We start from the raw sequence: 26,546 nt of genomic DNA, 5'->3' as shown, positions 1-26,546 counted from the left end.
TTGTCATCCCGGTTTGCCATACTGAAATGACTACAACAAGCATACCGTCAGGAAAACAGCCGTGAGTCTCCTCCACAACCTTGTCAGCATTGGCGTGCTCATTCTCGTTAGCGCCTTTTTCTCCCTCTCGGAAATTTCATTGGCTGCGGCCCGCAAGATCAAATTGCGGCAAATGGCGGAAGAGGGCGATGCGCGCGCCGAGCAGGTGCTGGATCTGCAAGCCCAGCCGGGCCATTTCTTCACCGTGGTGCAGATCGGCCTCAACGCCGTGGCCATCATGGCCGGCATCATGGGCGAGGCGATGTTTACGCCCTATTTCGCCGACGCCTTGCATATGGTGTTTTCCGCCCGTTGGGTGGACACCGCCAGTTTTGCGCTGTCTTTTCTCAGCGTGACTTCGCTGTTTGTGCTGTTTGCCGACCTGATGCCAAAACGGCTGGGCATGACCGCGCCGGAGCGCATTGCCGTGCGGGTGGTCCGTCCGATGCGTTTGTGCGTGCGTTTGCTCATGCCGCTGGTGTGGCTGTTCAACGGGCTGGCCAATCTGTTTTTCCGTCTGTTCGGCGTGCCTACCGCGCGGCCGGACGATCTTACCCCGGACGACATCGTGGCCATGATGGAGGCCGGTGCGGAGGCCGGGGTGCTGCAAGAGCAGGAACACCATCTGATCGAGAACGTGTTCGAGCTAGAAAGCCGGACTGTCCCATCCTCGATGACGGCACGGGAAAGCGTAGTGTTCTTTACCCTGCAGGAGGAGGAAGGCAGTCTCAAGCGCAAGATTGCCGAATCGCCGCACGCCAAGTATCTGGTGTGCGACGGCGCCATCGACGCGGTAGTGGGCTATGTGGATTCCAAAGACATTCTCACGCGGCTGGTGAACCAGCAAAGCGTGTCGGTGAAGCGCGAACTGACCATTCGCAATGTGCTGATCATTCCCGACAGCCTGACGCTGTCCGAGTTGCTGGAGCGCTTCAAGGCCTCGCGCGAGGATTTTGCCGTCGTGATGAACGAGTACGCGCTGGTGGTGGGCATCATCACGCTCAACGATGTGATGAGCACGGTGATGGGCGACCTGGTGAGCCAGTCGCAGGAAGAGCAGATCGTGCAACGCGACGCCGATTCCTGGTTGGTGGACGGCGCTTCTCCGGTGGAAGATGTACTGCGCGCGCTGGATATCGATGCTTTTCCGGACGACGAAAACTACGAAACCATCGCCGGCTTCATGATGTACATGCTGCGCAAGATTCCCAAACGCACCGACCATGTGGAATTCGCCGGCTACAAATTCGAGGTGGTGGACATCGACAACTACCGCATCGATCAGTTGCTGGTCACGCGCAGTCAGCCCGACGCCAAGCCGGAGTGATGTGTACGGTCTGTTACAAGCGTTTACAAGAGTGCTACAGACGCGAGCGGTCGATCCGCCTAATCTGCACTCAAGGACACAGCGAACGCTGATCCAGACCAGACACCACAACGGGAGATTCATCATGAAAAAGATCGCCGCCCTCGTACTGACCGCAGTTCTCGGCCTGACTTCCGCCGCCGGTTTCGCGGCCGACGCTTCCGCTCCTGTTGCCAAGGCTGCCGCGCCGGCCAAGGCCGCTGCGCACAAAGCGCCGGCTCATAAACATCACAAGGCCGCCAAGAAAGCCAAGAAACCGGCTTCTGCCGCTGAGCAGAAAGCCCAGTCCGCGCAGAAGCACCATCACGGCAAGAAGCACCATCACAAGCATCATGTAAAAGGCAAGAATCATCAGCATGAGCGCAAGGGCGCCAAGTAAGACGCGCTGAAATCAGGGAGTTAAAAGGGAGGCCTTGGCCTCCCTTTTTTTACGTCCTCTGTTTGTCCTCAGGCCAGTTCGGCCACCTTGAGCACCCGCATCGGACGCGGGGTTTCGTCCATATTGCTCCAGACAAAGTTGAAGTGCGCGATGACCTGTTCCGCTTTCAGGGTGGGGCGGTCGCGGCAGGTGTGCGCGTCGGAGAGCACGGTGAGCTGGTAGTTGTGCGACAGGCCGGTGCGGATGGCGGTGTCCACGCAAAAGTCGGTGGCGGAGCCGCCTATCCATAGTTTGTCGACGCCCAGTCGGCGCAGGGTGTCGTTCAGCTCCGGTCGATAGAAACTGTCGCCCACGGTTTTGTGGATGACGATATCCTCCGGGCGGCGCGCCAGCGCCGGGTGAATTTCCCAGTCGCGCGAGCCGGGCGGCAGATCGCTGTCGGGTGTGCCGTCGTGCTGGATGAAGATCACTGGCATGCCGGCGGCGCGAGCAAGCCCTATGGCCTGATTGAGATTGGCGGTAACTTGCGCGGCATGGGCGGCGGGCGGGTTGGATTCGATCAATCCGTACTGGTAGTCGATGATGAGCAGGGCGGTGTCTGCAGGCATGGCGTCTCCGGGCGGGTTCAGGGTGCGGCGTATCGGGTCAGCAGGGCATCGAGCAGCAACAGGGCGGTGTCGCAGGCGTCGTCCACCAGAAAACTGCTCGGGTCGAGATGGCAGTCCAGCCAGAGGCCGTCAATGAAACTGTCGATGATGTGGGCGCAGCGGCGCGCCAGCTCTTCGCTGGCGAGCAGCGGCGCGAAGCAGGCGGCGTAGCCGGCGCGGTAGTCGCGGTCTGCCGCCAGGGTGGTGTCGCGGTATTGCTGCAGCGATTGCCGTTCGCTCCAGCTGGCGTACCACAGCGCCAGCAAGTCAGGGTGGTCGGCGGCAAAGCGGATGTCGTGCAGGATGTCCGCTTCCAGCCGTGCGCGGGGGGTGCCTGGACAGTGTCGCAGCACAACGGCCAGTGACTGCTGGTAGCAGTGCAGGGCGTGGGCCAATGCGCTTTCCAGCAGTTGGTCTTTCTGCGTGAAGTGGAAGTTGACCAGGCTGCGCGAGACGCCGGCCAGTTCGGCCACGACGGAGATGGTGGCGCCGGGCAGGCCGTGCCGGGCCACCGCGCGGATCATGGCGTCGATGAGCAGTTGGCGGCTGGCGTCGCCGCGCAGGCGGCGTCCATCGGCGGTGGGGTCGGTCATTCAGGCTACTCGTGTTGCATATTGCGTCAATTTACCCTGTATCGCTGCGCGATTACAGCGGTCGATGAGAAATGGTGCTTGACGTGGCATATGGCGGGAAAAGAAACTGACTGTACGTACAGTTAGTATAACAACAGACCTCTGGGCGGGCTGTGCGCGGGTATCGCATCATCCACACTGAGGAAACATCATGAGGTCATTCCTGCCCCGCCTGACGGCCGCGCTGTGCACGCTGCTGCTGGCCGCCCCCACGTTTGCCGAAGAAGCCCAGGTCAACGTTTACAACTGGTCCGACTATATCGCCAAGGACGCGGTTTCCAATTTCGAGAAGGAAAGCCGCATCCGGGTGAAGTACGACATTTTCGATACCGACGAAACCCTGCAGGCCAAGTTGCTGAGCGGCAAGGCCGGCTACGATGTGGTGGTGCCGTCCTCCACCTTTATGGCCAAGCAGATAGAAGCCGGCGTCTACATGAAGCTGGACAAGAGCAAGCTGCCCAATCTGTCGCATCTGGACCCGGTACTGATGAAGATCGTGGCCACCATGGACCCGCACAATCTGTACGGCGTGCCCTACGCCTGGGGCACCACGGGGCTGGGCCTGAATGTCACCAAGCTGCAGAAGCTGTTGGGCAAGGATGCGCCGCTGGAGAGTTTCGATATTGTTTTCAAGCCGGAATATCTCTCCAAGGTGAATTGCGGCGTGAGCATGCTGGACTCGCCCACAGATGTGTTTCCGCTGGTGTTGAAGTACATCGGCAAGGACCCCAACAGCAAGAGCCAGGCGGATTATCACGCCGCTTACGAGGTGCTGAAGAAACTGCGGCCCTACATCACCCAGTTCAATTCTTCCGGCTATATCAATGATCTGGCCAATGGCGACATCTGTCTGGCCGTGGGTTATTCCGGCGACGTGAATATCGCCCGCAACCGCGCGCGCGAGGCGCGCAAGCCTTACGAAGTGCGTTATCAAATGGTGAAGGGCAACACGCCGATCTGGTTTGACCTGATGGGCATTCCCAAGGACGCCAACCATCCCGAGGCGGCGCACAAGTGGATCAATTACATCTTGCGGCCGGACGTGAGCGCCAGCATCACCAACGAGGTGTTCTATCCTTCGGCCAACCTGGCGGCGAAGAAAACGATACGTCCGGAAATCGTCAATGATCCGAATGTGTATCCCAGCGAGGCGCAACTGAAGGGCATGTATGTGGAGCTGCCGGTTTCCAGCGAACTGACGCGGCTGATGAACCGGCTGTGGAGCGAGTACAAAAGCGGGCGCTAAGTTTTTGGTGCATGGTCTGGGGATGTTGGGCGGCTGAAAGGCCGCCCTTTTTTGATTTCCCTGCGGGTGTCAGCGATATTCTTTGGGCATAATCAGGCGTTGCCATGTTGGCCGAAGGGGTGATCATGCTTGAGCTTTACCAGTTCCCGTTTTCCCACTATTGCGAGAAGGCTCGCTGGTCGCTGGATTACAAGGGCCAGTCCTATCGGGTGGTGAATCTTCTGCCCGGCTTCCACGCCAGTGTGACGCGCAAGATCGCGCCCGGCTCTTGTGTGCCCATCATCCGCAACGGCAAAGAGGTGGTGCAGGATTCCGCCGCCATCATCGACTGGCTGGACGCGCGCGTGCCGGAGCGGCTGTTGACGCCGGCGGAGGCGACGTTGGCCGAAGCAGCGCGGGAATGGGAGCGCTGGGCGGGCAAGGAGCTGGGCGATACCTTGCGACTTTGGTTTTATCACTACACGCTGGCCGAGCGGGACAAGGCGTTGGGCTTTTTGCTGACCGACGCCAGCTGGTTCAAGAAGCCGCTGTTTCGCATGGCGTTTTCCAAAGTGGGCCCGCTGATGCGTCGGTTCATGCGCATTGACGATGCCAGCGCCGCCGAGGCGTTTGGCCGCTTGCAGCATGGGTTGGACCGGCTGGACGCCGCCGTGTCGGCGCGGCCGTATCTGGCGGGCGACGCCTTCAGCCGTGCGGATCTCAGCGCTGCGGCGCTGCTGTCGCCCATGCTGGCGCGCGGCAAGAGCGCGGCTGAAGTGGCGGCAATGTTCCCGGCACCGGTGCTGCGTTGGCGCGAAGAGGCGGTGCAACGCCCCAGCCTGCAGTGGGTGGCGCGGCTCTACCAGCAGCATCGTTGAGCATGACGCCGCCATGCTCTCATATGAGGTGATGAGCAAGGTTTGCCGAAGGGCGATTTTTGACAGACCGCGCCTTGCGTTCTGCCGGGAAAGCACGGCGCGCTTGCAAGGCAAGGCAAGGCAAGGCAGTCGGGCATGAATGGCAGGGCTGCGGCATCAAGCAGCAAGCTAAAAGACCTGGCGCTGCCGGCCACCCAATGACGTTGTCAGCAGAAAGAAGGCCGCTTCCTCAGAAGCGGCCTTGTGTTGTTGCGGGTTGAGACGCTTACAGCAGCACGCGTTCGATACCGCCGTTGCGCGCCTTCTCCACGTACTCCTTCATCCAGTTTTCGCCCAGCAGATGGCGGGCCATCTCCACCACGATGTAGTCGGCCTCGGTGTCGGTATCCGGGCTGTAACGCGACAGGCCCTGCAGGCAGGACGGGCAGGAGGTGAGAATTTTCACCGGCTGCGCGCTCTCGCCCAGCTTGACCAGATCCTTGCGGATTTCCTCTTCCTTGCGCGAACGCACCTGGGTGGCGATATCCGGACGGCTGGCAGCGAAGGTGCCGGATTCACCGCAGCAGCGGTCGTTCTGCACCACGCCGCCGCCCAGCAGGGTGTTGGCCACCTGCAAAGGCTGGTAGGCCTTCATCGGTGTATGGCAGGGGTCGTGGTACATGTATTTCTGCCCACTGACCCCTTCCAGCTTCACACCCTTCTCCATCAGATACTCATGGATGTCGATGATGCGGCAGCCGGGGAAAATATCCTCGAAGCGGTATTTGGCCAGTTGGTCGTAACAGGTGCCGCAGCTCACCACCACGGTCTTGATGTCCAGATAGTTGAGCGTGTTGGCCACGCGGTGGAACAGCACGCGGTTTTCCGTGGTGATAGCTTCGCCCTTGTCGGCGTAGCCGGCCGAGGTTTGCGGGTAGCCGCAACACAGATAGCCCGGCGGCAGCACGGTCTGGGTGCCCACTTCCCACAGCATGGCCTGGGTGGCGAGCCCTACCTGGCTGAACAGACGCTCCGAGCCGCAACCGGGGAAATAGAACACGGCTTCGGCGTCTTCCGCCAGTTTGGGATTGCGAATCACCGGCACGATGTTCGGATCTTCCACATCCAGCAAGGCACGGGCGGTCTTCTTCGGCAAACCACCCGGCATGGGCTTGTTGATGAAGTGGATCACCTGCTCTTTGACAGGGGCCTTGCCTACGGTGGCGGGCGGCTGGCGGGTCTGCGCGCCGGTCAAGTGCAGCTTTTTGCCCAGGCTGTAGCCCAGTCGCTGCGCTTTGTAGGCGATGCCCACCAGGCCAGTGCGCAGCGCCTTGATGGTGGACGGGTCTTTGGCGGTGAGGAAGGCCATGCCCAGCGCGGTGCCGGGGTTGAAGCGCTTGTTGCCTGTCTTGCGCAGGAAGTTGCGCATGGCGACAGATACGTCGCCAAAGTCGATTTTCACCGGGCAGGGTTTCACGCAGCGATGGCACACCGTGCAGTGATCGGCCACGTCCGACAGCTCGTCGAAGTGCTTGAGGCTGACGCCGCGGCGGGTCTGCTCTTCGTAGAGGAAGGCTTCGGTCAACAGGCCGACGCCGAGGATCTTGTTGCGCGGGCTGTACAACAGGTTGGCGCGCGGCACGTGGGTGGAGCACACCGGTTTGCACTTGCCGCAGCGCAGGCAATCCTTGACGCTGTTGGAGATGGCGCCGATGTCGGACTGTTCCAGAATCAGCGATTCCGCGCCCAGGAGCGAGAAGGACGGGGTGTAGGCCATGGCCAGATCCGCACCCGGCAACAGCTTGCCCCGGTTGAAATGGCCTTTGGGGTCAATGCGCTGTTTGTAGGCGCGGAAAGGGGCGATTTCCTCTTCTGTGAGGAATTCCAGCTTGGTGATGCCGATGCCGTGCTCGCCAGAGATGACGCCGTTGAGGCTGCGCGCCAGCTTCATGATGCGGGCTACCGCCTTGTGCGCGGTTTGCAGCATGTCGTAGTCGTCGGAGTTCACCGGGATGTTGGTGTGCACGTTGCCGTCGCCGGCGTGCATGTGCAGCGCCACGAACACACGGCCGCGCAGCACTTGCTGATGCAGCGCCTGGATGGCCTCCAGAATCGGCGCGTCGGCCTTGCCGGAGAACAGGTTTTCCAGGTCCTCCAGAAGCTCGTTCTTCCAGCTGACGCGCAGCTGGAAATCGCGCATGGCGATGAAGACGGTAGGCGGTTGGGCGGCCGGGTCGGCCATGGGCGCGTTCGGCCAGCGCTGACGGTAGTCGGCGAAAGGCGCGTCCAGATTGTCCAGCAGCCACTGCCAGCGTTCGCGCAGGGTAGCCAGCAGCTCCAGCGCGGTGCCGCGGCGCTCGCCGATGATTTCGTCCGCGTCTACCGCGCCGCCTTCGGTGTCCACCGGCAGACGGCCGTGGAAGTAATCGGTGAGGGTGTCCAGCAGGCGCAGCTTGTTGCTCATCGACAGTTCAATGTTGATGCGCTCGATGCCGTCGGAGTAATCGCCCAGGCGCGGCAGGGGAATCACCACGTCTTCATTGATCTTGAAGGCGTTGGTGTGACGGGAAATGGCGGCGGTGCGGCTGCGGTCCAGCCAGAATTTCTTGCGCGCTTCCGGGGTGACGGCGATGAAACCTTCGCCGGTGCGGGCGTTGGCGAAACGCACCACCTGACTGGCAGCTTCGGAGACGGCGGTTTCGTCGTCGCCGACGATGTCGGCAATCAGCACCATCTTCGGCCGACCCTTGCTCTTGGCCTTGGTGGCGTAACCCACGGCGCGCACATAGCGCCAGTCCAGATGCTCGAGGCCCGCCAGTTGCACGCCGGCGGCCAGACCGGCGCCGCCCGGCTTGAAGTAGTCGGTGATTTCCACAATGGCCGGGGTGGCTTGGGCCACGGTGCCGAAGAATTCCAAACAGACTGTGCGAGTGTGGGCAGGCATGCGGTGCAGCACGAAGCGCGCGCTGGTGATGATGCCGTCGGTGCCTTCCTTTTGCACGCCGGGCAGGCCGGCGAGGAATTTGTCCGTGACGTCCTTGCCCAGACCCACCTTGCGGAAGGTGGGGCCGGGGATGTCCAGCTGCTCGGTGGACAGGATGGTCTTGTCGTCTTCCTTGTAGCGGGTGATGCGGAAGCTGGCGACATCCACGTCATGAATCTTGCCGTAGTTGTGGCCGACGCGTTCGATGAACATCCAGTTGCCGTTGGGGTCCACCATTTTCCAGCTGGCGAGGTTGTCCAGCGCGGTGCCCCACAGCAGGGCTTTCTTGCCGCCGGCGTTCATGGCCACGTTGCCGCCGATACAGGAGGCTTCGGCCGACGTCGGATCAACGGCGAACACCAGTCCGGAGGCGCTGGCGGCTTCCGCCACGCGGGCGGTCACCACGCCGGCGCCGCACTGAATGGTGGCGCGCTGGCCGTCCAGGCCCGGCAGGGCGATATGTTCCACGCCGTTGTGATGCACCAGTTTTTCGGTGTTGATCACGGCGCTGCGGCGATCCAGCGGCACGGCGCCGCCGGTGTAGCCGGTGCCGCCGCCGCGCGGGATGATGGTGAGTTCGAGTTCGATCAGCGCGCGCACCAGCGGGGCGATTTCTTCTTCGGTGTCGGGAGACAGTACGACGAAGGGGTATTCCACGCGCCAGTCGGTGGCGTCGGTGACATGGGAGACGCGGGCCAGGCCGTCGAACATGATGTTGTCGCGGCGGGTGTGGCGGCTGAGCTTTTTCAGGATGTTTTGGCGCAGCTCGCGGGTTTCGGCGAATTGCAGTTCGAAGCGATCAACGGCGTCGCGGGCGGCGGCGATCAGCTTGCCCACCTTTTCATTGCCCTCGCGGCGTTTTTCCACTTCCTTGAGCCGGTGATGCATGGCGTCCACCAGTGCCGAGAGGCGCTTGGGATTGTCCAGCAAGTCGTCCACCAGATAGGGGTTGCGGTCCACTACCCAGATGTCGCCCAGCACTTCGAACAGCATGCGCGCGGAGCGGCCGGTCTTGCGCTCGCCGCGCAGCTCTTCCAGCAGGCCCCACATGGGCTCGCCCAGAAGGCGGATGAAGATTTCGCGATCGGAGTACGAGGTGTAGTTGTACGGAATTTCCCTAAGGCGCTGATGGGTGCTGGTGCTCATGGTCCGTGCTGCAGTAATTGTTTGAATAGTAAGCGGCTAGTGTAGCCCAATTGCTGCGTTGCGAAAAATGCCGCTTGCGTCATTTTTGCATCTTCACGTAAAGATGTTTGACCAGTCCGGATATTGTCGGACAGTTCGGGCAAATCCTTGTTGGTAAAAGAAAAGCCCCTGATTTTGTCAGGGGCTTGAGTAAAACTCATGCGGGGCGCATCAGGGCGCGTGCCGGTTGCGGGCCAGTTGCTCCGCCAGTCGGACGGCTTCAAACAGGCTGCCCGGATCCGCCTTGCCGCTGCCGGCCAGATCCAGCGCGGTGCCGTGATCCACCGAGGTGCGGATGATGGGCAGGCCCAGCGTGATATTGATGCCGGCGCCGAAACTGGCGTGCTTGAGCACCGGCAGGCCCTGGTCGTGATACATGGCCAGCACCGCGTCGGCAGTGGCCAGCTTGTCCGGGTTGAACAGGGTGTCAGCCGGCAAGGGGCCGGCCAGATGCATGCCTTCGCTGCGCAGGCGTGCGAGTGCGGGCTCGATGACGTCGATTTCCTCGCGGCCCATGTGGCCGGATTCGCCGGCGTGCGGATTAAGGCCGGCCACCAGAATGCGCGGTGCGGCAATGCCGAATTTGTCTTGCAAATCGGCATGCAGGATACGGATGACGCGCTCCAGCAGGGCGGGCGTGACGGCATCGGCCACTTCGCGCAAGGGCAGGTGGGTGGTGACCAGCGCCACGCGCATGCCGCCGCCGGCCAGCATCATCACTACTTGGGGGGTATGGGTCTGCTCGGCCAGATATTCGGTGTGGCCGGTAAAGGGCACGCCGCCCTCATTGATGACGCCTTTGTGCACCGGGGCAGTGACCATGGCGTCGAAACGGCCATCCAGACAACCGGCGATGGCCGCGTCCAGCGTGTCCAGCACATAGCGGGCGTTGGCGGGGTCCAGGCGGCCAGGCTTGGCGGGACGGGCCAGCGGCACATGCAGCACTTCCAGCGCGCCAGCCTGCGGGGGGGCCTGCAAGGAAAAATCCACGATGTTCAGGCCATTCATGCCCAGCAAGCGGGCGCGGTCGGCAATCAGCCCCCGGTCGGCAATCACCACGCAGCGCGCAGCCGCGCCGGCTTCGGCCAACCTCAGTACGAGGTCGGGACCGATGCCCGCAGGCTCGCCTGCGGTGATGGCCAGTACCGGAAGGCTCATGGCTTACTTGTCGTCCAGGCGGTCTTGCACGAAGGCGGCGTCGCGCAGCTGGCGTACCCAGTCAAGGTAGGCTTGTTCGATCTTGCGGGTGCGAATCTGTTGCTTCACCGACAGGCGCTCGCGATCGCTGGCCACATCCTGGGTGCGTTTGCCTTCCACCAGGATCAGATGCCAGCCGAAGGGGCTGCGCACCGGCTCGGACACTTGGCCCACAGGCAGCGCCATCATGGCTTTCTCGAATTCGGGCACCATGTCGCCCGGGCTGACCCAGCCCAGATCGCCGCCCTTCAGGTTACTGCCGTCCTCGGAGTACAGTTTGGCCATTTCGGCGAACTTGGCGCCGCGCATGATGCGGTCGCGGATCTGGATGATCTTGTTTTTGGCGTCCGAGTCGGACACGGCCTCATTGGTGCGCACCAGAATATGCGCGGCGTGGTATTGCTCGATCAGCACTGGCTGGTTGCCGCTGCGCTTTTCGATCATCTGGAAAATCATGAAGCCTTGTGGGGTGCGGATCACGCCGGTGTGCTGCCCCGGCTGCAGCTTGTCGAGGATGGTGACGAATTCCGGCGGCAGCGAGGTGGACGGACGCCAGCCGAGGTCGCCGCCCTTGATGCCGTTGGGTGCGTCGGAATAGCTGGCGGCCACCTTGGCGAAGGCCTGCTTGTCGTTCAGCTCGGCCAGCGCCTTGTTGGCCTTTTGCGACAGCAGGTCCAGCTGCTTGGCGTCGGCGCGTTCCGGTGTGCTGACCAGAATGGTGGCAAGGTGGTAGTCGGCGCGGTTGGCGTTCTGGGCGCTCTTGAGCACCTGATCCACTTCGGTGTCGGTGACGTTGACGCGGGAGCCGATTTCATTGTTTTTCAGGCGGGCCAAAATGATTTCGCGGCGGATTTCGCGGCGGAAGCGCTCAAAGGGCACGCCCTCTTTTTGCAGCTGTTTTTGTAGTCCGGCCACATCCATCTTGTTCTGACGGGCCAGGTCGCCGATGGCCAGATCGACATCGGAGTCATCCACGCGCATGCCGTTGGTGGCAGCGTATTGCAGCTGCACTTCCTCGGTGATCATCTGGTCCAGCACCTGGCGGGTGAGCACGTCGCGCGCCGGCGGCGTGATGTTCTGGCCCTTGAGTTGCTGGATGGCGGCGTCGACGCGGTTTTCCAGGTCGAGGCCGGTGATGACGTTCTTGTTGACCACGGCGACGATGCGATCCATCTCCTTCACCGGGGCGGCCGGCGCCGCTTGGGCGGTGTGGACGGCGGCTGCGATCAGCAGGGCAAGCAGGGTTTTTTTCATGGTCAATGTTGTTGAATGTCGTTAATCGGGGTGTAGCCGGGAATGGCCAGCTTCAATTCGGAGCTCGGGTTACTGCCCAGGCCGCCAAGGCCGCGCAGTTCCAGTTGCACGAAGATGCCGGTCTTGGTGTTGGTCAGGTCGGTGACATAACGTTGACCGACGAAACGCAGGCTCCAGCAGCCGTCGTTGTACTCCAGGCCGACCAGTTGCTCAAGCGGTTTGCGGTCGATCAGCGAGTAGTTCTCGCGGGCCAGGCCATACCACTGGCGAGCGATGGGCCACTGCACGGCAAGGTCCACTTGTCGCAGCGGGCCGTACTGGGTGGTGTCGCCGATCTGCTCGTAGCGACCATAACGGTAACGCAGGCTGACGGATTTGCCCGGCTCCGGGTTGTAGCGCACTTGTGCGTTGTAGCGCTCGGTCTTGCCTAGTTCCTGGTTGTACTCGTAGCTGCTGTCCAGCCGCCAATCGCGGGTCAGGTCGCCGCCCAGACTCATCAGCAGATCGGAACCCGTATCCTTGTTGTCGGTAAGCTGGCCGGCCAGGTTGATGTTGGTCTGATTGAGGTAATAGCGTTGACCCACCATCAGGCGCAAGCGTTCCAGACCGTTTTCACTATTGATGAAGCGGGTGGTGACGGCGGCGGTGACCTGGTTGGCCGGATTGATGCGATCCGAACCGGAGAAGCGGTTCTCCGAGAACATTTGCGAGAAGTTGAAATCGTTCTCGGCGGTGTCGAAATTGGGGATGGCGCTCTGGTCGCGCGCCGGGATATACACGTAGTACAGGCGGGGTTCCAGCGTTTGTACGTGTTCCTCGCCGAACAGTTGGGCGTCGCGTTCGAAATAGAGGCCGCTATCGGTGCTGAAGATAGGCAGGGTACGGGTGATGTGTTTGCCTTGCGTACCTGTGCTGCCCATGTCGTCCAGCGAATACGTCGTGTAATGCACGCCGATCTTTGGCTTGAGGAAGCCCCAGCTGCGATCGAAGTTCCAACTCACGCTGGGGTAGGCGACGAAACGGTCGCCGCTTTGCAGCGTGGGGTGCGAGAAGCGAGTCAGTTCGGATTGCAGGTTGGCCGAAAAGCCTTCCGGCAGCTTCTGATTGGCGGTGAAGGCGATCTGCGGCACCCGCGCGTAGGGTTGGTCGGCTGGAATGATCGGGTCTTCCAGCGTCTGGTAGCGCTGCATGCGCAGCAGGGTGTTGGCATTGCCGCCCTCCCAGCTCATGCCGTAGTTGAACCAGGCCTGGCGCAGCAGGTTGGTATTGGTGGCGATGGTGTAACGGTCGCCGAAATCCTTGAAGTAATTGACGTCGGAAACGTAGTTGTAGTCGTAGCCGAAGGTCAGGCCCGGCGCCAGCGTTTGCCGGTGCATGGCGTTCCAGGCGAAGCGGCTGCCGCCGGTAGTGGGGTCGTTGGGCAGTTGCTCGGTATAGATGGTGCCGTAGTAGTCCGGTTGCAGGTAGCGGAATTCCGCGCCCAGCATGGTGCCGTGTTTGGTGTTGAAATGCGGCGTGATGGTGGCGTCGTAGTTGGGCGCGATGTTCCAGTAATAGGGAATCGCGAACTCGGTGCCGCTGCTGCCGGACTTGAAGGTGGGCGACAGGAAGCCGGATTTGCGGCCGCCGTCCAACGGGAAGTCGATCCACGGTGTGTACAGGATGGGCACACCTTGAAACTCCAGATGGGCGTTGCGGGCCACGCCGATATTGGTGGCGTAGTTGAGGTCCAGCGTACCGGACTTCAAATACCAGGAATCGTCGCCCACGACGCAGGCGTTGACCCGGCTGTCTTTCAGCCGATACTGGTCCGGCCCGGTGAATTCCACTTCGCGGCCGTCGCCGCGGAAAGCCACGCCGGATTTGGACAGGCTGCGGTTCTTGCTCTTGGCGGTGTTCTGTTGCTCCGGCGTGCCCATGACGAATACGGGCTGCTGGGCGTTGCCGGTATGGCTGTCCAGCAAATAGTCGAGGGTCGTGCCGGTCACCACGTCGCGATCGCGGGTCAGGCGAAACTTGTCGCCGGCCTTGACGCGGTTTTGCTGCTGGTAATAGTCAAGCCAGTCCGATTCCAGCTTCTGGTTGTCGCGGGTTACCACCACTTTGCCGCGCGCCTTTAGGTTGTCCTGCATCTGGCCGTCCATGTGGTCGGCGGTGACATAGGTTTGGCCTTGGGATTGAGGCGGAACGGGCAGGGCGATGGGGGCGGGGTCGCTGTCGGCCAGCGCGAAGCTGGCGGAGAAAGCCGCGGCCAGCGCGAGCGAAATTCGGGTCGGTTGCAGTCGGGGCATGCACAAAGCCATATCGTGGGTGCAAGAGGGCGGTATAAAATCGCACAATTCTATCAGCACCGCAATGAACCGACATGGAACGTTTGGATCAACTCAAGCAATGGCTGTCCTCGCTGTATCCGGAAACCGAGATCGGCGTTGAGTTCGCCGCAGCCGACGCGGATTTCCGCCGCTACTTCCGCGCTGTCTTCCCGGATGGTCTTACCCGCATCGTGATGGATGCGCCGCCGGACAAAATGAATACCGACCCTTACGTCAAGGTGCGCGATGTGTTCGGCATGCTCAATGTGCCGGCCATCCTGCAGCGGGACCGCGAGCAGGGCTTCATGCTGCTGGAGGACCTGGGCAAGGTAACCCTGCTGGCGGCCCTGCAGCACGATGCGCGCCCGCTGGTGCACCGTCACTTGCTGGAAGAGGCGCTGGACGAACTGGTAACGCTGCAGCAAGCCAGCCAGCCCGGCGTATTGCCGGACTACGACGAGGCCTTGCTCAGCCGCGAACTGAGCTTGTTCCCCGAATGGTATTGCGCCAAAGAGCTGGGCAAGCCGCTCAATTACGCCCAGCGCCAACTGTGGGACGCCGGCTGCAAGGCCTTGCTGGCCGCCATCGGCAAGCAGTCCAGAGTGTATGTGCACCGTGATTTCATCGTGCGCAACCTGATGCTGACCTCGGGTCGCCCCGGCGTGCTGGACTTCCAGGACGCGGTATACGGGCCGATTGCCTACGATGCGGTATCCCTGCTGCGCGATGCTTTCATCGAGTGGGAAGAAGACTTCGTCATCGACATGGCGGTTCGCTACTGGGAAAAGGCTCGCAAGGCCGGCTTGCCGGTGCCGGCCAGCGTGGACGATTTCTACCGCGATTTCGAATGGATGGGCGTACAGCGCCATCTGAAGGTGGCCGGCATTTTCGCTCGCCTCTGGCATCGCGACGGCAAGGACAAATACCGCGCCGAAATTCCGCGCTTCATCAAATACCTCAAACGCACCACCCGCCGCTACGCCGAGCTGGCGCCGTTCTACCAGCTGCTGCTGCAACTGGTGGGGCGCGACGCCACCGATGAAGAGTTGCAGTCCAGCTATCCGGTGCTGGGCGTGAAGGGCGCGTGATGCGCAAGATGCTGACGGCGCTGCTCCTGCTGCCACTGCCTGTTTTGGCGGCCAGTCTGCAGCAGCGCGTTTGCTTCCCGTCGCAGCAACTCAAGGCATGCCTGTACCAGGACGCCCGCATTGCCGGCTCGTCTACCGCAGGTTTCGGCAGCATGGCGGAGGGCGATGACTGGCAGCCGCCCTTACTGGGCGGCGAAGTGCGGGTATTCGATGCCGCTGGTCGGCAGACGGCAAGGCTGAAAGTGGGCCGGCTGGTCGACATGAAAACCACGCCCTTGAGCGATCAGGGAAAACCTGTGTTGCTATTGCTGGAAGATCATTCCGCCGGCATGGGGTCCTACAGCGGCGCGGCGGCGCGCCCGTTTACCGTTGGCGAGCGCGGGCTAGTGTTTGCCCAGCCGGCCGGGCAGGCCCCGGATCGGCCTTTCGCCCTGGCCCGTACGTTGAAATCCGACTGGAAACAGAGCCGGGACGGCTTTCTGCAGGTGTCCTGCATGCCGGACTTCCCTGCCGCAGGACAATGGGACGGCAAGACCTTCCGCATCACCTATCAGCGGCTGCGCTTGCGCGATGGCCAATGGACGCTTGCCAGCCGCAGCGAGCGCGGTTTCTGGGAGAGCGATGGCGACTTCCCGGCCGAGAACCGTTTTCCGCGATGAAAAGACACACATGAAAGCCATGATTCTGGCGGCCGGGCGCGGCGAACGCATGCGCCCGCTGACCGACCACACACCCAAACCGCTGCTGGAAGCCGGCGGCCTGCCGCTCATCGTCTGGCATATCCGTCGGCTGGTAGCCGTCGGAGTCTGCGATCTGGTGATTAATCATGCCTGGCTGGGCGCGCGCATCGAGGAGGCGCTGGGCGATGGCAGTCGCTACGGAGCGCGCATTGCCTATTCGCCGGAAGCGGTGGCGCTGGAAACCGCGGGCGGCATCGCCACGGCACTGCCTTTGTTGGGCGATCAACCTTTTGTGGTGGTGAACGGCGATGTGCTGACCGACGCGCCCTTGTCCGGTCTGGCGACGGCGGCGTCCTCGCTCAGCGTTGATCGCCAGGCGCATCTGTGGCTGGTGGATAATCCGCCGCACAATCCGCAAGGCGACTTCGGCCTGCTGGTGGGCGGGCAGGTCAACGCACAAGCGCAGGACGGCAACGGACTCACCTTTTCCGGCATGGCGGCCTACCATCCCTCCCTGTTTCGCGACACGCCGGCCGGCGAGCCCGCCAAACTGGCGCCCCTGCTGCGGGCGGCCATGATGCGCGGCGCGGTGACGGGCGAGCGTCTGCCTGGTCTGTGGCTGGACGTGGGTACGCCGGAGAGGTTGGCCGAAGCCGACCGCATTGCTTCGGACTGGGCGCGGTGAGCCGTCGCATTCTGGGCATCGACCCCGGCAGCCGCATCACCGGCTTCGGCGTTATCGATCTGCTTGGCCAGCAACGTCACTACGTGGCCTCCGGCTGTATTCGCACGCCGCAAGGCGCGCCCCTGGCCGAGCGTATCCGCGTCATCGTGGAAGGCATTCAGGGCGTGATCGACACCTATCAGCCGCATGAAGCCGCCATCGAGCAAGTGTTCGTCAACGTCAACCCGGCCGCAACCTTGATGCTGGGCCAGGCGCGCGGGGCCTGCGTGGCGGCGCTGGTGATGCGCCAGTTGCCGGTAAGTGATTACACCGCGTTGCAAGTGAAGCAGTCCGTGGTTGGGCATGGCAAGGCGGCCAAGGAACAAGTGCAGCACATGGTGGTGCGGTTGCTGAATTTGTCCGGCACGCCGCAGGCCGACGCCGCCGATGCGCTGGCGGTAGCGCTGGCGCATGCCAACCTCAGTGGCGGCGCGATAGGCCAATTGGCCAAGGGTGGGCTGAAAGTGCGGGGCGGCCGTCTGGTTTGAGCTGGCGCAGCGATTGGCAGAGTGAAATCGCGTATGCTGTCGGTATTGTTCGAGAGGGAGCAAGGCATGACCGCAGCACGCACGCCGCTGGAACCCGACGCGCTGAGACTGGGCGGCAACCCGGCCCGCTGGTGGCTGGCCACCCGACCCGCCTTCCTCACCATCACGCTGGGCGGGGTGCTGCTGGGCATGGCGCACGCGGCGCCGGCCATGGCGCAAGCCTGGCCGCAGGCCTTGCTGGCAACTGTGCTGGCCTTGCTGGCTCACGCCGCCGTCAATGTCATCAATGATGTGGCCGACCACCATAACGGCACCGACGCCGCCAATACCGCGCGAGTGTTCCCCTTCACCGGCGGCAGCCGTTTCATCCAGAACGGGGTGCTGGACGCCAGCCAGATGGCCTTGCTGGCGCAAGCGCTGACCGCGGCGGTCATTCTTGGCGGCTGTGTACTGGTGTGGCATGGCGGCATCTGGTTGCTGGGCATCGGTTTCATTGGCGTCAGTCTTGGCTGGGCCTATTCCACGCCGCCCCTGCGGCTCAATAGCCGGGGCTTGGGCGAGTTGACCGTCCTGACCTGTTTTCTGCTGCTGCCGCAGGGCATGCAGGTAGTGCTGAGCGGCCGACCGGATGGCGGGCTGGTTTGGCTCAGCCTGCCCTTTGCCTTGCTGACGACCGCCATTCTCTATATCAATCAGTTTCCCGATCGCGAAGCCGACGCGCTGGCCGGCAAGCGCCACTGGGTGGTGCGCCTGAGCCTGGCTGCCGCTGTGGCCGGTTATGGGCTGCTGATCCTGCTGGCTTATGCTTGCCTGATGGTTGCCGTGGCGCTGGGCAAGCTGCCGTCAGCCTGCCTGGCGGCCCTGCTGACCGCCCCGTTGTCCGTGTTTGCCCTGGTGCGCTTGCATCGCGACGCCGCCAGCCCCGCGCAACTGCGGCCGGCATTGGCCGCCACCATTGCCGCGGCCAACCTGTCGCCGCTGTTGCTGGGGCTGGGCTACCTTGTGGGATAATGCCTGCCCGGCTTCGGCCAACCTTGCATCCCGGCTGCAACCGTTCTGTTTCCGTCACGTCGCACGGCTTGCGCCGGTATATCGGCAGGGCCAGAGCGCAGCGTTGCCGCCGATTACCATTCAGACAGAGAGAGCAGCATGATCGGACGCCTCAGCGGCAACCTCATTGAAAAGCAGCCGCCGCAAGTGGTGGTGGACGTCAACGGCGTAGGCTACGAAGTGGATGTGCCGATGACCACCTTCTACCAGTTGCCCGCCCTGGGACAGAAAACCACTTTGTTCACCCATCTGGTGGTGCGCGAAGACGCACATCTCTTGTTTGGCTTCGCCAGCAAAGAGGAGCGGCAAACCTTCCGCCAGCTGATCCGCGTCACTGGCATCGGCGCCAAGATCGCGCTGGCCATCCTTTCCGGCATGACGGCGGACGAGCTGGCGGTGGCGGTGGCGGCGGAGGACATCAAGCGCTTGTCCTCCGTGCCTGGCATCGGCAAGAAAACCGCCGAGCGGCTGGTGCTTGAGCTGCGCGGCAAGCTGGCTACCGGCAGTAATCTGGCGGTGCCGGGCGGCTTGCCTTTCGCTGCCACGCCGGACGAGAAGAGCGACATCGTCAACGCGCTGCTGGCGCTGGGTTACAACGAGAAAGAAGCCGCAGCCGCCACCAAAACCCTGCCTGCCGAGGTGACGGTGAGCGACGGGGTGAGACTGGCGCTCAAGGGTCTGATGAAGGGCTGAGGCGTCGGCGGGCTGGCAGAGGCCGGCCCGGCTGATATACTCGAACCGCGGCGGCCTTGATGGCGGCCGCGACGTCTTCAGGGCGGGGTGCAATTCCCCACCGGCGGTATGATGTCTGGCGCAAGCCAGTGTCGAGCCCGCGAGCGCCCCTGCCAGGCAGGGGGTCAGCAGATCCGGTTCAAGGCCGGAGCCGACGGTAACAGTCCGGATGAAAGAAGATGACAGCCGCGCAATGACAGCGTGGTCGATTGCCTTTGCTTCAGGCTTCTTGCCGGCCGCCGCCGGGGAGCGAAGCGGGTTCCCGGCCGGACGATGTCGTGCGCGGGTAGCTGTACGCGCCGCTCAGGCCTTGCCGGTTGCCGCGTTGCAACCGCTGTCCCCGCTTGCCCTGGAACGTGTTTCTCAACGTCATTCAATGAGGACCGTTTCCATGTCTGATTTACCCCATGCAGTAGCGCATGATTTCCCCCAACGTTTGACTCTCGCCTTGCAAGCCTTGCGCGCCGGGCGGCCTGTTGTGGTGCAGGACGATGACGACCGCGAGAACGAGGCGGATCTCATTCTGGCCGCGGATACGCTGACCCGGCCGGAGATGGCGCGCATGATCCGCGACGGCAGCGGCATTGTCTGCCTGTGCCTGACCGCCGCCCACGCGCGCCGGCTTGGCTTGCGCCCGATGGTGGAGAACAATCGCAGCCGGCACGGCACCGCCTTCACGGTCAGTATCGAAGCCGCAACCGGCGTCAGCACCGGCGTCAGCGCGGCGGACCGGGTGGCCACCATCCGCGCCGCCGTCGCGGCGGATGCGCAAGCCGCGCACATCGTCAGTCCCGGTCATGTCTTTCCGTTGGTGGCCCGGGAGGGCGGCGTGCTGGAACGGCGGGGCCATACCGAGGCCGCCGTGGATCTGGCGCGGCTGGCGGGACTGCAACCCGCCGCGGTGCTGGTGGAGCTGATGAACGATGCCGGCGAGATGCTGCGCGGCGACGCCGTGCGCGCCTATGCCGAGCGCGAAGGGTTGCTGAGGTTGACGGTGGACGAGCTGGCGCAATGGCGTGCTCGCGACACCGTGTTGGCCGAAGGGGTGTAAACGGCGGATAAATCCGGCGCGCGGGGTCAGTCGAGGGTGATCACCATCCGGATCGGCTGACCCTTTTCCTTAATGTCCACCGTTTGGGAGTAGGGCCGCCCTTCACGGCTGGCTTCGCGAAAAGCGCTGACAGCGATGCCTTGCCGCTCCAGCGCTTCCACTCCGCCGGGCGGAAGCACGCTATCCAGCATGGCCAGTACCAACGAGGGTACGGACTGGCGTTCCAGCAAAACATTTCCATCGTATTTTTCAATGACAAGGCGCGGCATGACGGCCTCCGGCCGATAGCAAGGTCTATAGGGGCAGGTATTCTTCCATAAAAGACCATCTTTCCGGTGATGGCAAACCCCGTCTGCGTCCGTCACTGCGGCGCTGGGCGGCAAATGCTAGAATCGCGGTTTGATTCTTCCCAGCCGGTCCTCGTCCGATGATTGAAACCGACAACCTGATCGGCGGCGCGCCGGAGCGCCGCATCGTTACCCAGCAAAGCCTGTCCAGTCAGGAAGAGGCGCTGGAGCGCGCGCTGCGCCCCAAGCAGCTGGACGAATACGTCGGTCAGAAAAAAGCGCGCGAACAGCTGCAAATCTTCATCGAGGCCGCCAAACGGCGCGGCGAGGCGCTGGACCACGTGTTGCTGTTCGGCCCGCCGGGCCTGGGCAAAACCACGCTGGCGCACATCGTGGCGCGCGAGATGGGCGTGAACCTTCGGCAAACCTCCGGTCCGGTGCTGGAACGCGCCGGAGATCTGGCGGCGCTGCTGACCAATCTGGAGCCGCACGATGTGCTGTTCATCGATGAAATCCACCGCCTGAGCCCGGTGGTGGAGGAAATCCTCTACCCGGCGCTGGAGGATTACCAGATCGACATCATGATCGGCGAAGGCCCGGCCGCCCGTTCTGTCAAGCTGGACCTGCCGCCCTTCACGTTGGTGGGCGCCACCACCCGCGCCGGCATGCTGACCAACCCCTTGCGCGACCGCTTCGGTATTGTGGCGCGGTTGGAGTTTTATACGGCGGAAGAGCTGACGCGCATTGTCAGCCGCTCGGCCGGCCTGCTGAACGTTACCCTCGCGGAAAACGGCGCATTTGAAGTGGCGCGTCGCAGTCGCGGCACGCCGCGCATTGCCAACCGCTTGCTGCGCCGTGTGCGCGACTATGCCGAGGTACGCTCCGATGGCGTCGTGACCGCCGCCGTGGCGGACGCAGCGCTGCAGATGCTGGATGTGGACCCGGCGGGTCTGGACATCATGGACCGCAAGCTGCTGCAGGCGATTCTGGATAAGTTCGACGGCGGGCCGGTGGGGCTGGACAACGTGGCCGCCGCCATTGGCGAATCCACCGATACCATCGAAGACGTCATCGAACCCTTCCTCATCCAGCAAGGCTATCTGCAGCGCACGCCGCGCGGCCGCATGGCCACCTCGCTGGCCTATACCCACTTCGGTCTGCCACTCAAAGGCTGAGCCGGCGCGACAGGCTCCCCGCATGCGTATTGGCCGTCAGTGTTGCGGCCAGTCAGCCTCCGGCGCGGATTTGCCTTGTCGCAAGCGAATCCGCTGTTCCACGCGCGCGCCATCGGCGTAGAATGCAGCCATGCCCGCCTTGACGCGGGCTTGTCCATTTCCACGCTTTGCGGGAGAGTCATCATGTTTTTTGCACTGTTCGGTGCAATTGTGGTCGTGTCGCTGGCCACATCCATCGCGGTAGTCCGTTTTTTTGATCCGGCCGTTTACAAGATTTTGCAGCGCACGCTGGGGCAGGACCTGGCCGACGCTTGGCGACGCTACGTCAGTTTCGCCATCCTGGTGGCTGGTATCTCCGGCGGCGTGCGCACCTGGAACCTCGAGCAATATCTGCCGCCGGCGCCGGGCAAGGGCGCGGGCCAGCTGGATCTGACCGGTCCGCGCTGGCTGCTGGAAATGTGGTCCACGCTGACGGAAACCCTGCGTTCTATCGCGCTGGTGATGTTGCTGTTTTTCTTGTGTTCGATGATGGCTTACGTCATTGCCCGCGCGCTGGAAGTGCGTCGTCGCAAGGAGATGGCCCTGGAAACGTCGGAAGACAGCGCGTCTGGTCAGGAGCAGGCGTAAGCCCGGTCAACGGGCAGTGCAGACAAAGAAAAAAGGCGACTACGGTCGCCTTTTTTGTGTGCCGGATCGGCCGGTAGTGAGCCAGTCTGGCCGAGGTTGGCCGAAGGGCTGCGCGAGGGCATGGCGGCAACAAGCAAAAGCCCGCGAGAGCGGGCTTTGTGAAGGGTGCTGAAACCGGCGGGCGCGTTTACAGCGCCACCATATTGTCGCGATGAATCAGCTCCGGCTCCACCATATAGCCCAGCGCGGTTTCGATCTCGCGGGTGGTTTTCTTCATGATCAGGCGCGCTTCGTCCGAGCTGTAGTTGACCAGGCCGCGGGCCACTTCTTCGCCCTGTGGGTCGACGCAGGCCACCGCCTCGCCACGCAGGAACTCCCCCTCCACCGCCGTGACGCCTACCGGCAACAGACTGGTGCCCCGTTCGCGCACGGCTTGCGCCGCGCCGGCGTCCAGCACGATGCGGCCGCTCAGTTTGAGGTGATCCGCCAGCCATTGCTTGCGCGCGGCCATGCGATTGGTGGGGGCCAGCAGCTGTGTGCCGATGCCTTCGCCGTCGGCCAGGCGCGACAGCACGTCGTGCTCGCGGCCACAGGCGATAACCGTGGCCGCCCCGCTGCGGGCGGACCGCTTGGCGGCGAGAATCTTGGTGATCATGCCGCCGGTGCCCACGCTGGAACCCGCGCCGCCGGCCATCTCTTCCAGCGCCGGCTCGCCGGCCTGAGCTTCATGCACGAACTCAGCATCGGGGTGCTTGCGCGGGTCGGCGGTATACAGGCCCAGCTGGTCGGTGAGAATCACCAGCGCGTCGGCTTCGATGAGGTTGGTCACCAGCGCGCCCAGCGTGTCGTTGTCGCCGAAGCGGATCTCATCGGTCACCACCGTGTCGTTTTCATTGATGATGGGCACCACGTTGAGATTCAGCAGCGTGGTGAGGGTGGAACGGGCGTTGAGATAGCGGGTGCGATCGGCCAGATCCTCATGCGTGAGGAGAATCTGCGCGGTTTTGAGGCCGTGCTCGCGAAAGGCGGTTTCATACGCTTGGCACAGGCCCATCTGGCCCACGGCGGCGGCGGCTTGCAGTTCGTGCACGCCCTTGGGGCGAACCGACCAGCCCAGCCGTTGACAGCCTTCGGCGATGGCGCCGCTGGAAACCAGCACCACTTGCTTGCCGCGACGCTTGAGATCGGCGATTTCGGCGGCCCAGCGCGCCAGCGCGGTCTGGTCCAGCCCCTTGCCGTCGTTGGTTACCAGGCTGGAACCCACCTTGACCACGATACGGCTCGCGGCATGAATCACCGAACGCATAACAACCATCCTCTGAAGGGTATTCAACGAATCGGTCAGTGTAGCGCAAAACCGCCCCGGCGGGCGGGGCGCTGTCTGACCTTGCGCAAAGCCGGTCGCGCCCCGGAGTCTGGGCGGCAACGTGCTAGGCAAGCAGCATGGTTGCCGATGCCGTTTCGAGTCGGCAAGTGCGGACGGCGAGAGTGGCGCCTTAGAAGTGGTCGCTGTCCTTGAATTCCATCACCTGAAAATGCGGCGACTGGCGATCCAGGCGGGAAACGCGGATCAATTCTTCTCGGCCATCCGCCCACAGGCGGAATTCGCGCAGACGACTGAAAGGCCGGCCTTGCATCAATAGCAGAGCAGGACGGCGCAGCACGGGCATGGCCGGCAAGCGCAAGGCGTATTGCGGCGTATCGGAGGGGTGGGTGATGCTGGGCATGGTCATGACAGCATCCGGTAGTTTGCCGATGATTTCCACGCCGCACTCCACGTCCAGCCCGTCGGGCAGCAGGGATACCCAGCAGACCATGCACAGCTGGCTGGTGTCTGGCTTGCCCGGCGGCGTCAGCAGCACTACTTCGCCGGCACGCAAGGTCTGACCGCGCGGCTGGCCGCGCAGGAGGTAGCCGTTGGCGCTCTGGTTCAGCACCACAAACAGGCTGGGTGGCGGTGGATTGCGGGTGGCGGGAGAGGGCGCGGCAGCTTCATTGCCGGCTTGCACCCAGCTCATGCCGTTGGCGCGGAACCAGATGCCGGGCACGGAGGAAACCAGCTCGATCACCTCTTGCAGCGGCATGCGCTGATGGCGGCGTCGACGCGGTTGCTGCCACTCGGTGGCCAGCGCGGTGAGCAAGGCCATTTCATCGTACAGTTGGCCGGGCGTATTGCCCGGCTGTGCCTTGCCCAACTGTTCGATGCTGTGTTCCAGCACCGCAAGCGCCGGTGCCAGATCCAGCATGTAGCAGCCTGCTTCCAGTGTCTCGCACTGTATGCGCAGAAAACGCGGCGGTTCATCGCGTTGGGAGTCCACCAGATAGCCGTGGACGGTGCCTTGAATGGCTTCTACCGGCACCAACTGGTTCTGACGGGACAGGTCCATGATCAATTGTTTGGCAAACACCATTTCCGGCAGCGACAGCCGGTTGGTGGAGGTCAGACCCAGCAGCAATATCTGCCGGTAGATCACATCAATGGGGTCGTCGTTTTCAAGATGTTTGTCTTGCCAGCCGCGCGCCAGCGCAAAGCTGTACAACTGGTGGCAATCAATCCAGAAGCCCTTGGGCACCGGAGAATAACTCTGGCAGCAAATGTTCAGCAGTTGCCGTGCCGCCATCATGGTGTTGACCAGCAGCAGAATGCGCGGCTGGTCGCGCTCCAGCAGGCCCCGCTTGCTCAGCCGTTCTGCCAAGGTTTGTTTGAAGGCGATGAAAATGTGCTCGAACAGCGCCACGCCCACCACCGCCAGCTGGCGGATGCGCGGCTGGGTGGTGAGGTCGTGCTGCAGGATTTCGGTTTCCAGCACCGGGTAGTAACGATCCAGTGCGCCAAGATAAAGATTGAGCAGTTTGTGACGCTGCGCGCCATCCAGCGGCGTGCGCGAAAGGGTCTGCAGCGCGTCAAGCAACTGACGCCCGCATTCGTGCAGGTCGGTGTAAGGCAGCCGGTCAATCCACTCGGCAACGCTGTCAGTATTTGTGTCTACCAATCTCGGATCCATATCCAGGTCGGGCAAGGCCAGCTGCATCATGCTCCCTAATCGCGTCACTAGGCGCGCCCAACCGGCTTGCTTTGCAAGCACGCCGAGCACGCCGCGGAAAGTGTCCCTTCGTCCAGTGTCCGACTCATGCTAGGTGAATGCAATAGCGCGCGACAAGGGTGGAATCAGGGCAGGGCGGTTGAGTCTTTGCTCAAATCGCCTTCCGTTTGACGCAGATCATCCAGCACCGCCAGCGTGTCTTCGCACAGCTTTCTCATCTCGCCAGTCTCAATGCAATAAGGCGGCATGAAATACACCGTCTTGCCGATGGGGCGGACCAGGCAACCACGTTGCAACATGGCGGCGAAGAAGGCCTGCGCAAAATCGGCGCGCGGGCTGTCTACGTCAAAAGCCCAGATCATACCCACATGGCGGAAGTGGCGGACATCCGGACGGTTGCGTAGCGGTGTCAGAATATCGTTGAACAGCACAGCTTTCTGGCGGTTGTTGTCCAGCACGTTTTCTTCGGCAAACATCGCCAGCACTTCCAGCGCGGCGCGGCAGGCCAGGGCGTTGCCGGTGTAGCTGTGAGAGTGCAGAAAGCCGCGGCTCACCTCGTCATGATAGAAGGCCTGATACACCTTGTCGGTGGTCAGCACGCACGACAGCGGCAAAAAACCGCCGGTAATGCCTTTCGACAGGCAAAGAAAGTCAGGCGTGATGCCGGCTTGCTGACAGGCAAACAAGGAGCCGGTGCGGCCAAAACCAACGGCGATTTCGTCAGCAATCAAATGCACCTGATAGCGGTCGCAAAGTTCGCGCAGTCGGGAGAGGTACACCGGGTCATACATCGCCATGCCCGCCGCACCCTGCACCAGCGGCTCCACAATCACGGCAGCAATGGCGTGCCCTTGCTTGGCCAGCACGTTTTCCAGTGCGCCGGCTGCGCGTAGCGCGACGTCGGCCGAAGACTCGCCGTCCCGCGCCTGCCGCGTATCCGGCGTCGGCACCCGGATGCCGGGCTTTACCAGCTCGGCGTAAGTGGCGGAAAACAGCGGCACATCCGTCACCGCCAGCGCGCCTACCGTCTCGCCGTGATAGCTGTTTTCCAGGCTGACAAAGCGGCACTTCTCCGCCATGCCGTGATTCTTCCAGTAATGGAAGCTCATTTTCAGTGCGATTTCCGTCGCGCTGGCGCCATCCGAGCCGTAAAAAGCCCGATCCAGACCGCTCAGTTCGCACAGTTTCTCGGAAAGCTCGACTACCGGTTGATGGGTGAAACCCGCCAGGATGACGTGTTCCAACTCATCCAGCTGCTGCTTGATGGCGTTCTTGATGCGGGGATGACCGTGGCCGAACAGATTCACCCACCAGGAGCTCACCGCATCCAGATAGCGCTTGCCGTTGAAGTCCTCCAGCCAGATGCCGTCGCCACGACGAATTGGCACCAGAGGAAATGCCTCGTGGCGCTTCATCTGCGTGCAGGGGTGCCAGACATGTTGGTGCGTGCGGCTCAGCCAGTCGGCATTGTTCATGAAGCGGTTCCAGTAATTTCTGTAAAGATCGGTGATGCTATCATGCTAG

The 26,546-nt window shown here is 62.7% G+C and carries 24 protein-coding genes and 1 riboswitch; of the genes, 12 read left to right on the top strand and 12 right to left on the bottom strand.

Translation table 11 applies throughout. From position 1 onward, the window contains the following. Positions 1-61: 61 nt before the first annotated feature. Positions 62-1,366 (top strand): hemolysin family protein, encoded by a 1,305-nt coding sequence (locus Q0P52_RS00560; RefSeq protein ID WP_293766047.1) that lies wholly within the window; start codon positions 62-64, stop codon positions 1,364-1,366. 70 nt (positions 1,367-1,436) lie between these two features. Here the strand turns inward: Q0P52_RS00560 and Q0P52_RS00555 are convergent, their stop codons facing one another. The 3 genes from Q0P52_RS00555 to Q0P52_RS00545 all read right to left on the bottom strand — a co-directional run bounded on the left by Q0P52_RS00555 (position 1,437) and on the right by Q0P52_RS00545 (position 3,024). Continuing rightward, on the bottom strand, positions 1,437-1,763 hold the full coding sequence (locus tag Q0P52_RS00555; protein WP_293766048.1) for a hypothetical protein: 327 nt from the start codon (positions 1,761-1,763) through the stop codon (positions 1,437-1,439). A gap of 89 nt (positions 1,764-1,852) precedes the next feature. Beyond that, positions 1,853-2,392: a cysteine hydrolase family protein gene (locus Q0P52_RS00550; RefSeq protein WP_293766049.1), complete on the bottom strand. Its 540-nt coding sequence runs from the start codon at positions 2,390-2,392 to the stop codon at positions 1,853-1,855. Positions 2,393-2,409: 17 nt separating this feature from the next. Next, positions 2,410-3,024 (bottom strand): TetR family transcriptional regulator C-terminal domain-containing protein, encoded by a 615-nt coding sequence (locus Q0P52_RS00545; RefSeq protein WP_293766050.1) that lies wholly within the window; start codon positions 3,022-3,024, stop codon positions 2,410-2,412. A 190-nt stretch (positions 3,025-3,214) separates the two neighbouring features. Here Q0P52_RS00545 and Q0P52_RS00540 point away from each other — a divergent pair, with 190 nt between their 5' ends. Further along, on the top strand, positions 3,215-4,309 hold the full coding sequence (locus Q0P52_RS00540) for a polyamine ABC transporter substrate-binding protein (protein WP_293766051.1): 1,095 nt from the start codon (positions 3,215-3,217) through the stop codon (positions 4,307-4,309). 125 nt (positions 4,310-4,434) lie between these two features. Then, positions 4,435-5,166, top strand: coding sequence for a glutathione S-transferase family protein (locus Q0P52_RS00535; protein ID WP_293766052.1), 732 nt, complete (start codon positions 4,435-4,437; stop codon positions 5,164-5,166). Positions 5,167-5,431: 265 nt separating this feature from the next. On the opposite strand, the gene Q0P52_RS00530 is transcribed toward Q0P52_RS00535, so the two are convergent. From Q0P52_RS00530 to Q0P52_RS00510, 5 genes are read right to left on the bottom strand one after another with little or no spacing between them, the layout of a single operon-like run. Beyond that, positions 5,432-9,274, bottom strand: a complete 3,843-nt coding sequence (locus Q0P52_RS00530; protein WP_293766053.1) for a DUF3683 domain-containing protein — start codon at positions 9,272-9,274, stop codon at positions 5,432-5,434. After that, positions 9,271-9,474, bottom strand: a complete 204-nt coding sequence (locus Q0P52_RS00525) for a hypothetical protein (protein ID WP_293766054.1) — start codon at positions 9,472-9,474, stop codon at positions 9,271-9,273. The genes Q0P52_RS00530 and Q0P52_RS00525 overlap by 4 nt, the downstream gene beginning before the upstream one ends. Before the next feature lie 10 nt (positions 9,475-9,484). Beyond that, the gene (gene pdxA, locus Q0P52_RS00520; RefSeq protein WP_293766055.1) at positions 9,485-10,471 is read right to left on the bottom strand and encodes a 4-hydroxythreonine-4-phosphate dehydrogenase PdxA; all 987 of its coding nucleotides are present in this window, start codon (positions 10,469-10,471) and stop codon (positions 9,485-9,487) included. A 3-nt stretch (positions 10,472-10,474) separates the two neighbouring features. Continuing rightward, entirely contained in the window at positions 10,475-11,764 is a 1,290-nt protein-coding gene (locus Q0P52_RS00515; RefSeq protein WP_293766056.1) for a peptidylprolyl isomerase, read from the bottom strand. Between the two features lie 2 nt (positions 11,765-11,766). Beyond that, on the bottom strand, positions 11,767-14,055 hold the full coding sequence (locus Q0P52_RS00510; RefSeq protein ID WP_293766057.1) for an LPS-assembly protein LptD: 2,289 nt from the start codon (positions 14,053-14,055) through the stop codon (positions 11,767-11,769). Positions 14,056-14,129: 74 nt separating this feature from the next. On the opposite strand from Q0P52_RS00510, the gene amgK reads away from it, so the two are divergent. The 7 genes from amgK (at position 14,130) to ribB (ending at position 19,889) form a co-directional block, all read left to right on the top strand. Continuing rightward, positions 14,130-15,164: an N-acetylmuramate/N-acetylglucosamine kinase AmgK gene (amgK, locus tag Q0P52_RS00505; RefSeq protein ID WP_293766058.1), complete on the top strand. Its 1,035-nt coding sequence runs from the start codon at positions 14,130-14,132 to the stop codon at positions 15,162-15,164. Continuing rightward, entirely contained in the window at positions 15,164-15,823 is a 660-nt protein-coding gene (locus tag Q0P52_RS00500) for a hypothetical protein (RefSeq protein WP_293766059.1), read from the top strand. Before amgK ends, Q0P52_RS00500 begins: the two co-directional genes overlap by 1 nt. Before the next feature lie 10 nt (positions 15,824-15,833). Beyond that, the gene (murU, locus tag Q0P52_RS00495; RefSeq protein WP_293766060.1) at positions 15,834-16,529 is read left to right on the top strand and encodes an N-acetylmuramate alpha-1-phosphate uridylyltransferase MurU; all 696 of its coding nucleotides are present in this window, start codon (positions 15,834-15,836) and stop codon (positions 16,527-16,529) included. Further along, positions 16,526-17,056 (top strand): crossover junction endodeoxyribonuclease RuvC, encoded by a 531-nt coding sequence (gene ruvC / locus Q0P52_RS00490; RefSeq protein WP_293766061.1) that lies wholly within the window; start codon positions 16,526-16,528, stop codon positions 17,054-17,056. Before murU ends, ruvC begins: the two co-directional genes overlap by 4 nt. A gap of 66 nt (positions 17,057-17,122) precedes the next feature. Beyond that, positions 17,123-18,067, top strand: a complete 945-nt coding sequence (locus Q0P52_RS00485) for a prenyltransferase (protein WP_293766062.1) — start codon at positions 17,123-17,125, stop codon at positions 18,065-18,067. A gap of 138 nt (positions 18,068-18,205) precedes the next feature. Beyond that, positions 18,206-18,799 (top strand): Holliday junction branch migration protein RuvA, encoded by a 594-nt coding sequence (ruvA, locus tag Q0P52_RS00480; protein ID WP_293766063.1) that lies wholly within the window; start codon positions 18,206-18,208, stop codon positions 18,797-18,799. Between the two features lie 69 nt (positions 18,800-18,868). Then, a riboswitch (FMN riboswitch) is annotated at positions 18,869-19,023 on the top strand. A 206-nt stretch (positions 19,024-19,229) separates the two neighbouring features. Continuing rightward, on the top strand, positions 19,230-19,889 hold the full coding sequence (gene ribB, locus Q0P52_RS00475; RefSeq protein WP_293766064.1) for a 3,4-dihydroxy-2-butanone-4-phosphate synthase: 660 nt from the start codon (positions 19,230-19,232) through the stop codon (positions 19,887-19,889). Between the two features lie 26 nt (positions 19,890-19,915). On the opposite strand, the gene Q0P52_RS00470 is transcribed toward ribB, so the two are convergent. Continuing rightward, positions 19,916-20,158: a hypothetical protein gene (locus Q0P52_RS00470; RefSeq protein WP_293766065.1), complete on the bottom strand. Its 243-nt coding sequence runs from the start codon at positions 20,156-20,158 to the stop codon at positions 19,916-19,918. 158 nt (positions 20,159-20,316) lie between these two features. On the opposite strand from Q0P52_RS00470, the gene ruvB reads away from it, so the two are divergent. Then, on the top strand, positions 20,317-21,351 hold the full coding sequence (ruvB, locus tag Q0P52_RS00465) for a Holliday junction branch migration DNA helicase RuvB (RefSeq protein ID WP_293766066.1): 1,035 nt from the start codon (positions 20,317-20,319) through the stop codon (positions 21,349-21,351). Positions 21,352-21,534: 183 nt separating this feature from the next. Then, on the top strand, positions 21,535-21,978 hold the full coding sequence (locus tag Q0P52_RS00460) for a hypothetical protein (protein ID WP_293766067.1): 444 nt from the start codon (positions 21,535-21,537) through the stop codon (positions 21,976-21,978). A 187-nt stretch (positions 21,979-22,165) separates the two neighbouring features. On the opposite strand, the gene proB is transcribed toward Q0P52_RS00460, so the two are convergent. From proB to bioA, 3 genes are all read right to left on the bottom strand, one after another. After that, on the bottom strand, positions 22,166-23,284 hold the full coding sequence (proB, locus tag Q0P52_RS00455; RefSeq protein WP_293766068.1) for a glutamate 5-kinase: 1,119 nt from the start codon (positions 23,282-23,284) through the stop codon (positions 22,166-22,168). 190 nt (positions 23,285-23,474) lie between these two features. Further along, positions 23,475-24,971, bottom strand: coding sequence for a hypothetical protein (locus tag Q0P52_RS00450; protein WP_293766069.1), 1,497 nt, complete (start codon positions 24,969-24,971; stop codon positions 23,475-23,477). Positions 24,972-25,147: 176 nt separating this feature from the next. Then, positions 25,148-26,497 (bottom strand): adenosylmethionine--8-amino-7-oxononanoate transaminase, encoded by a 1,350-nt coding sequence (gene bioA / locus Q0P52_RS00445; protein ID WP_293766070.1) that lies wholly within the window; start codon positions 26,495-26,497, stop codon positions 25,148-25,150. Positions 26,498-26,546: the final 49 nt, after the last annotated feature.

The sequence above is a fragment of the uncultured Aquitalea sp. genome (genome assembly GCF_945957525.1).
Lineage (GTDB): Bacteria > Pseudomonadota > Gammaproteobacteria > Burkholderiales > Chromobacteriaceae > Aquitalea.
Note: the sequence above shows the minus strand (reverse complement) of the source record. Positions and strands in the feature narration are given on the sequence as shown.

Excerpts from the sequence above, each read along its gene's own strand:
- Q0P52_RS00535 (WP_293766052.1), top strand. The coding sequence starts at position 4,435 with ATGCTTGAGCTTTACCAGTTCCCGTTTTCCCACTATTGCGAGAAGGCT.
- Q0P52_RS00470 (WP_293766065.1), bottom strand. The coding sequence starts at position 20,158 with ATGCCGCGCCTTGTCATTGAAAAATACGATGGAAATGTTTTGCTGGAA.
- Q0P52_RS00485 (WP_293766062.1), top strand. The coding sequence starts at position 17,123 with ATGACCGCAGCACGCACGCCGCTGGAACCCGACGCGCTGAGACTGGGC.
- ribB (WP_293766064.1), top strand. The coding sequence starts at position 19,230 with ATGTCTGATTTACCCCATGCAGTAGCGCATGATTTCCCCCAACGTTTG.
- bioA (WP_293766070.1), bottom strand. The coding sequence starts at position 26,497 with ATGAACAATGCCGACTGGCTGAGCCGCACGCACCAACATGTCTGGCAC.
- ruvB (WP_293766066.1), top strand. The coding sequence starts at position 20,317 with ATGATTGAAACCGACAACCTGATCGGCGGCGCGCCGGAGCGCCGCATC.
- Q0P52_RS00515 (WP_293766056.1), bottom strand. The coding sequence starts at position 11,764 with ATGAAAAAAACCCTGCTTGCCCTGCTGATCGCAGCCGCCGTCCACACC.
- Q0P52_RS00550 (WP_293766049.1), bottom strand. The coding sequence starts at position 2,392 with ATGCCTGCAGACACCGCCCTGCTCATCATCGACTACCAGTACGGATTG.
- Q0P52_RS00525 (WP_293766054.1), bottom strand. The coding sequence starts at position 9,474 with ATGAGTTTTACTCAAGCCCCTGACAAAATCAGGGGCTTTTCTTTTACC.
- ruvA (WP_293766063.1), top strand. The coding sequence starts at position 18,206 with ATGATCGGACGCCTCAGCGGCAACCTCATTGAAAAGCAGCCGCCGCAA.
- proB (WP_293766068.1), bottom strand. The coding sequence starts at position 23,284 with ATGCGTTCGGTGATTCATGCCGCGAGCCGTATCGTGGTCAAGGTGGGT.
- Q0P52_RS00500 (WP_293766059.1), top strand. The coding sequence starts at position 15,164 with ATGCGCAAGATGCTGACGGCGCTGCTCCTGCTGCCACTGCCTGTTTTG.
- murU (WP_293766060.1), top strand. The coding sequence starts at position 15,834 with ATGAAAGCCATGATTCTGGCGGCCGGGCGCGGCGAACGCATGCGCCCG.
- Q0P52_RS00545 (WP_293766050.1), bottom strand. The coding sequence starts at position 3,024 with ATGACCGACCCCACCGCCGATGGACGCCGCCTGCGCGGCGACGCCAGC.
- pdxA (WP_293766055.1), bottom strand. The coding sequence starts at position 10,471 with ATGAGCCTTCCGGTACTGGCCATCACCGCAGGCGAGCCTGCGGGCATC.
- Q0P52_RS00510 (WP_293766057.1), bottom strand. The coding sequence starts at position 14,055 with ATGCCCCGACTGCAACCGACCCGAATTTCGCTCGCGCTGGCCGCGGCT.
- amgK (WP_293766058.1), top strand. The coding sequence starts at position 14,130 with ATGGAACGTTTGGATCAACTCAAGCAATGGCTGTCCTCGCTGTATCCG.
- Q0P52_RS00530 (WP_293766053.1), bottom strand. The coding sequence starts at position 9,274 with ATGAGCACCAGCACCCATCAGCGCCTTAGGGAAATTCCGTACAACTAC.
- Q0P52_RS00460 (WP_293766067.1), top strand. The coding sequence starts at position 21,535 with ATGTTTTTTGCACTGTTCGGTGCAATTGTGGTCGTGTCGCTGGCCACA.
- Q0P52_RS00540 (WP_293766051.1), top strand. The coding sequence starts at position 3,215 with ATGAGGTCATTCCTGCCCCGCCTGACGGCCGCGCTGTGCACGCTGCTG.
- Q0P52_RS00555 (WP_293766048.1), bottom strand. The coding sequence starts at position 1,763 with ATGCTGATGATTCTTGCCTTTTACATGATGCTTGTGATGGTGCTTCTT.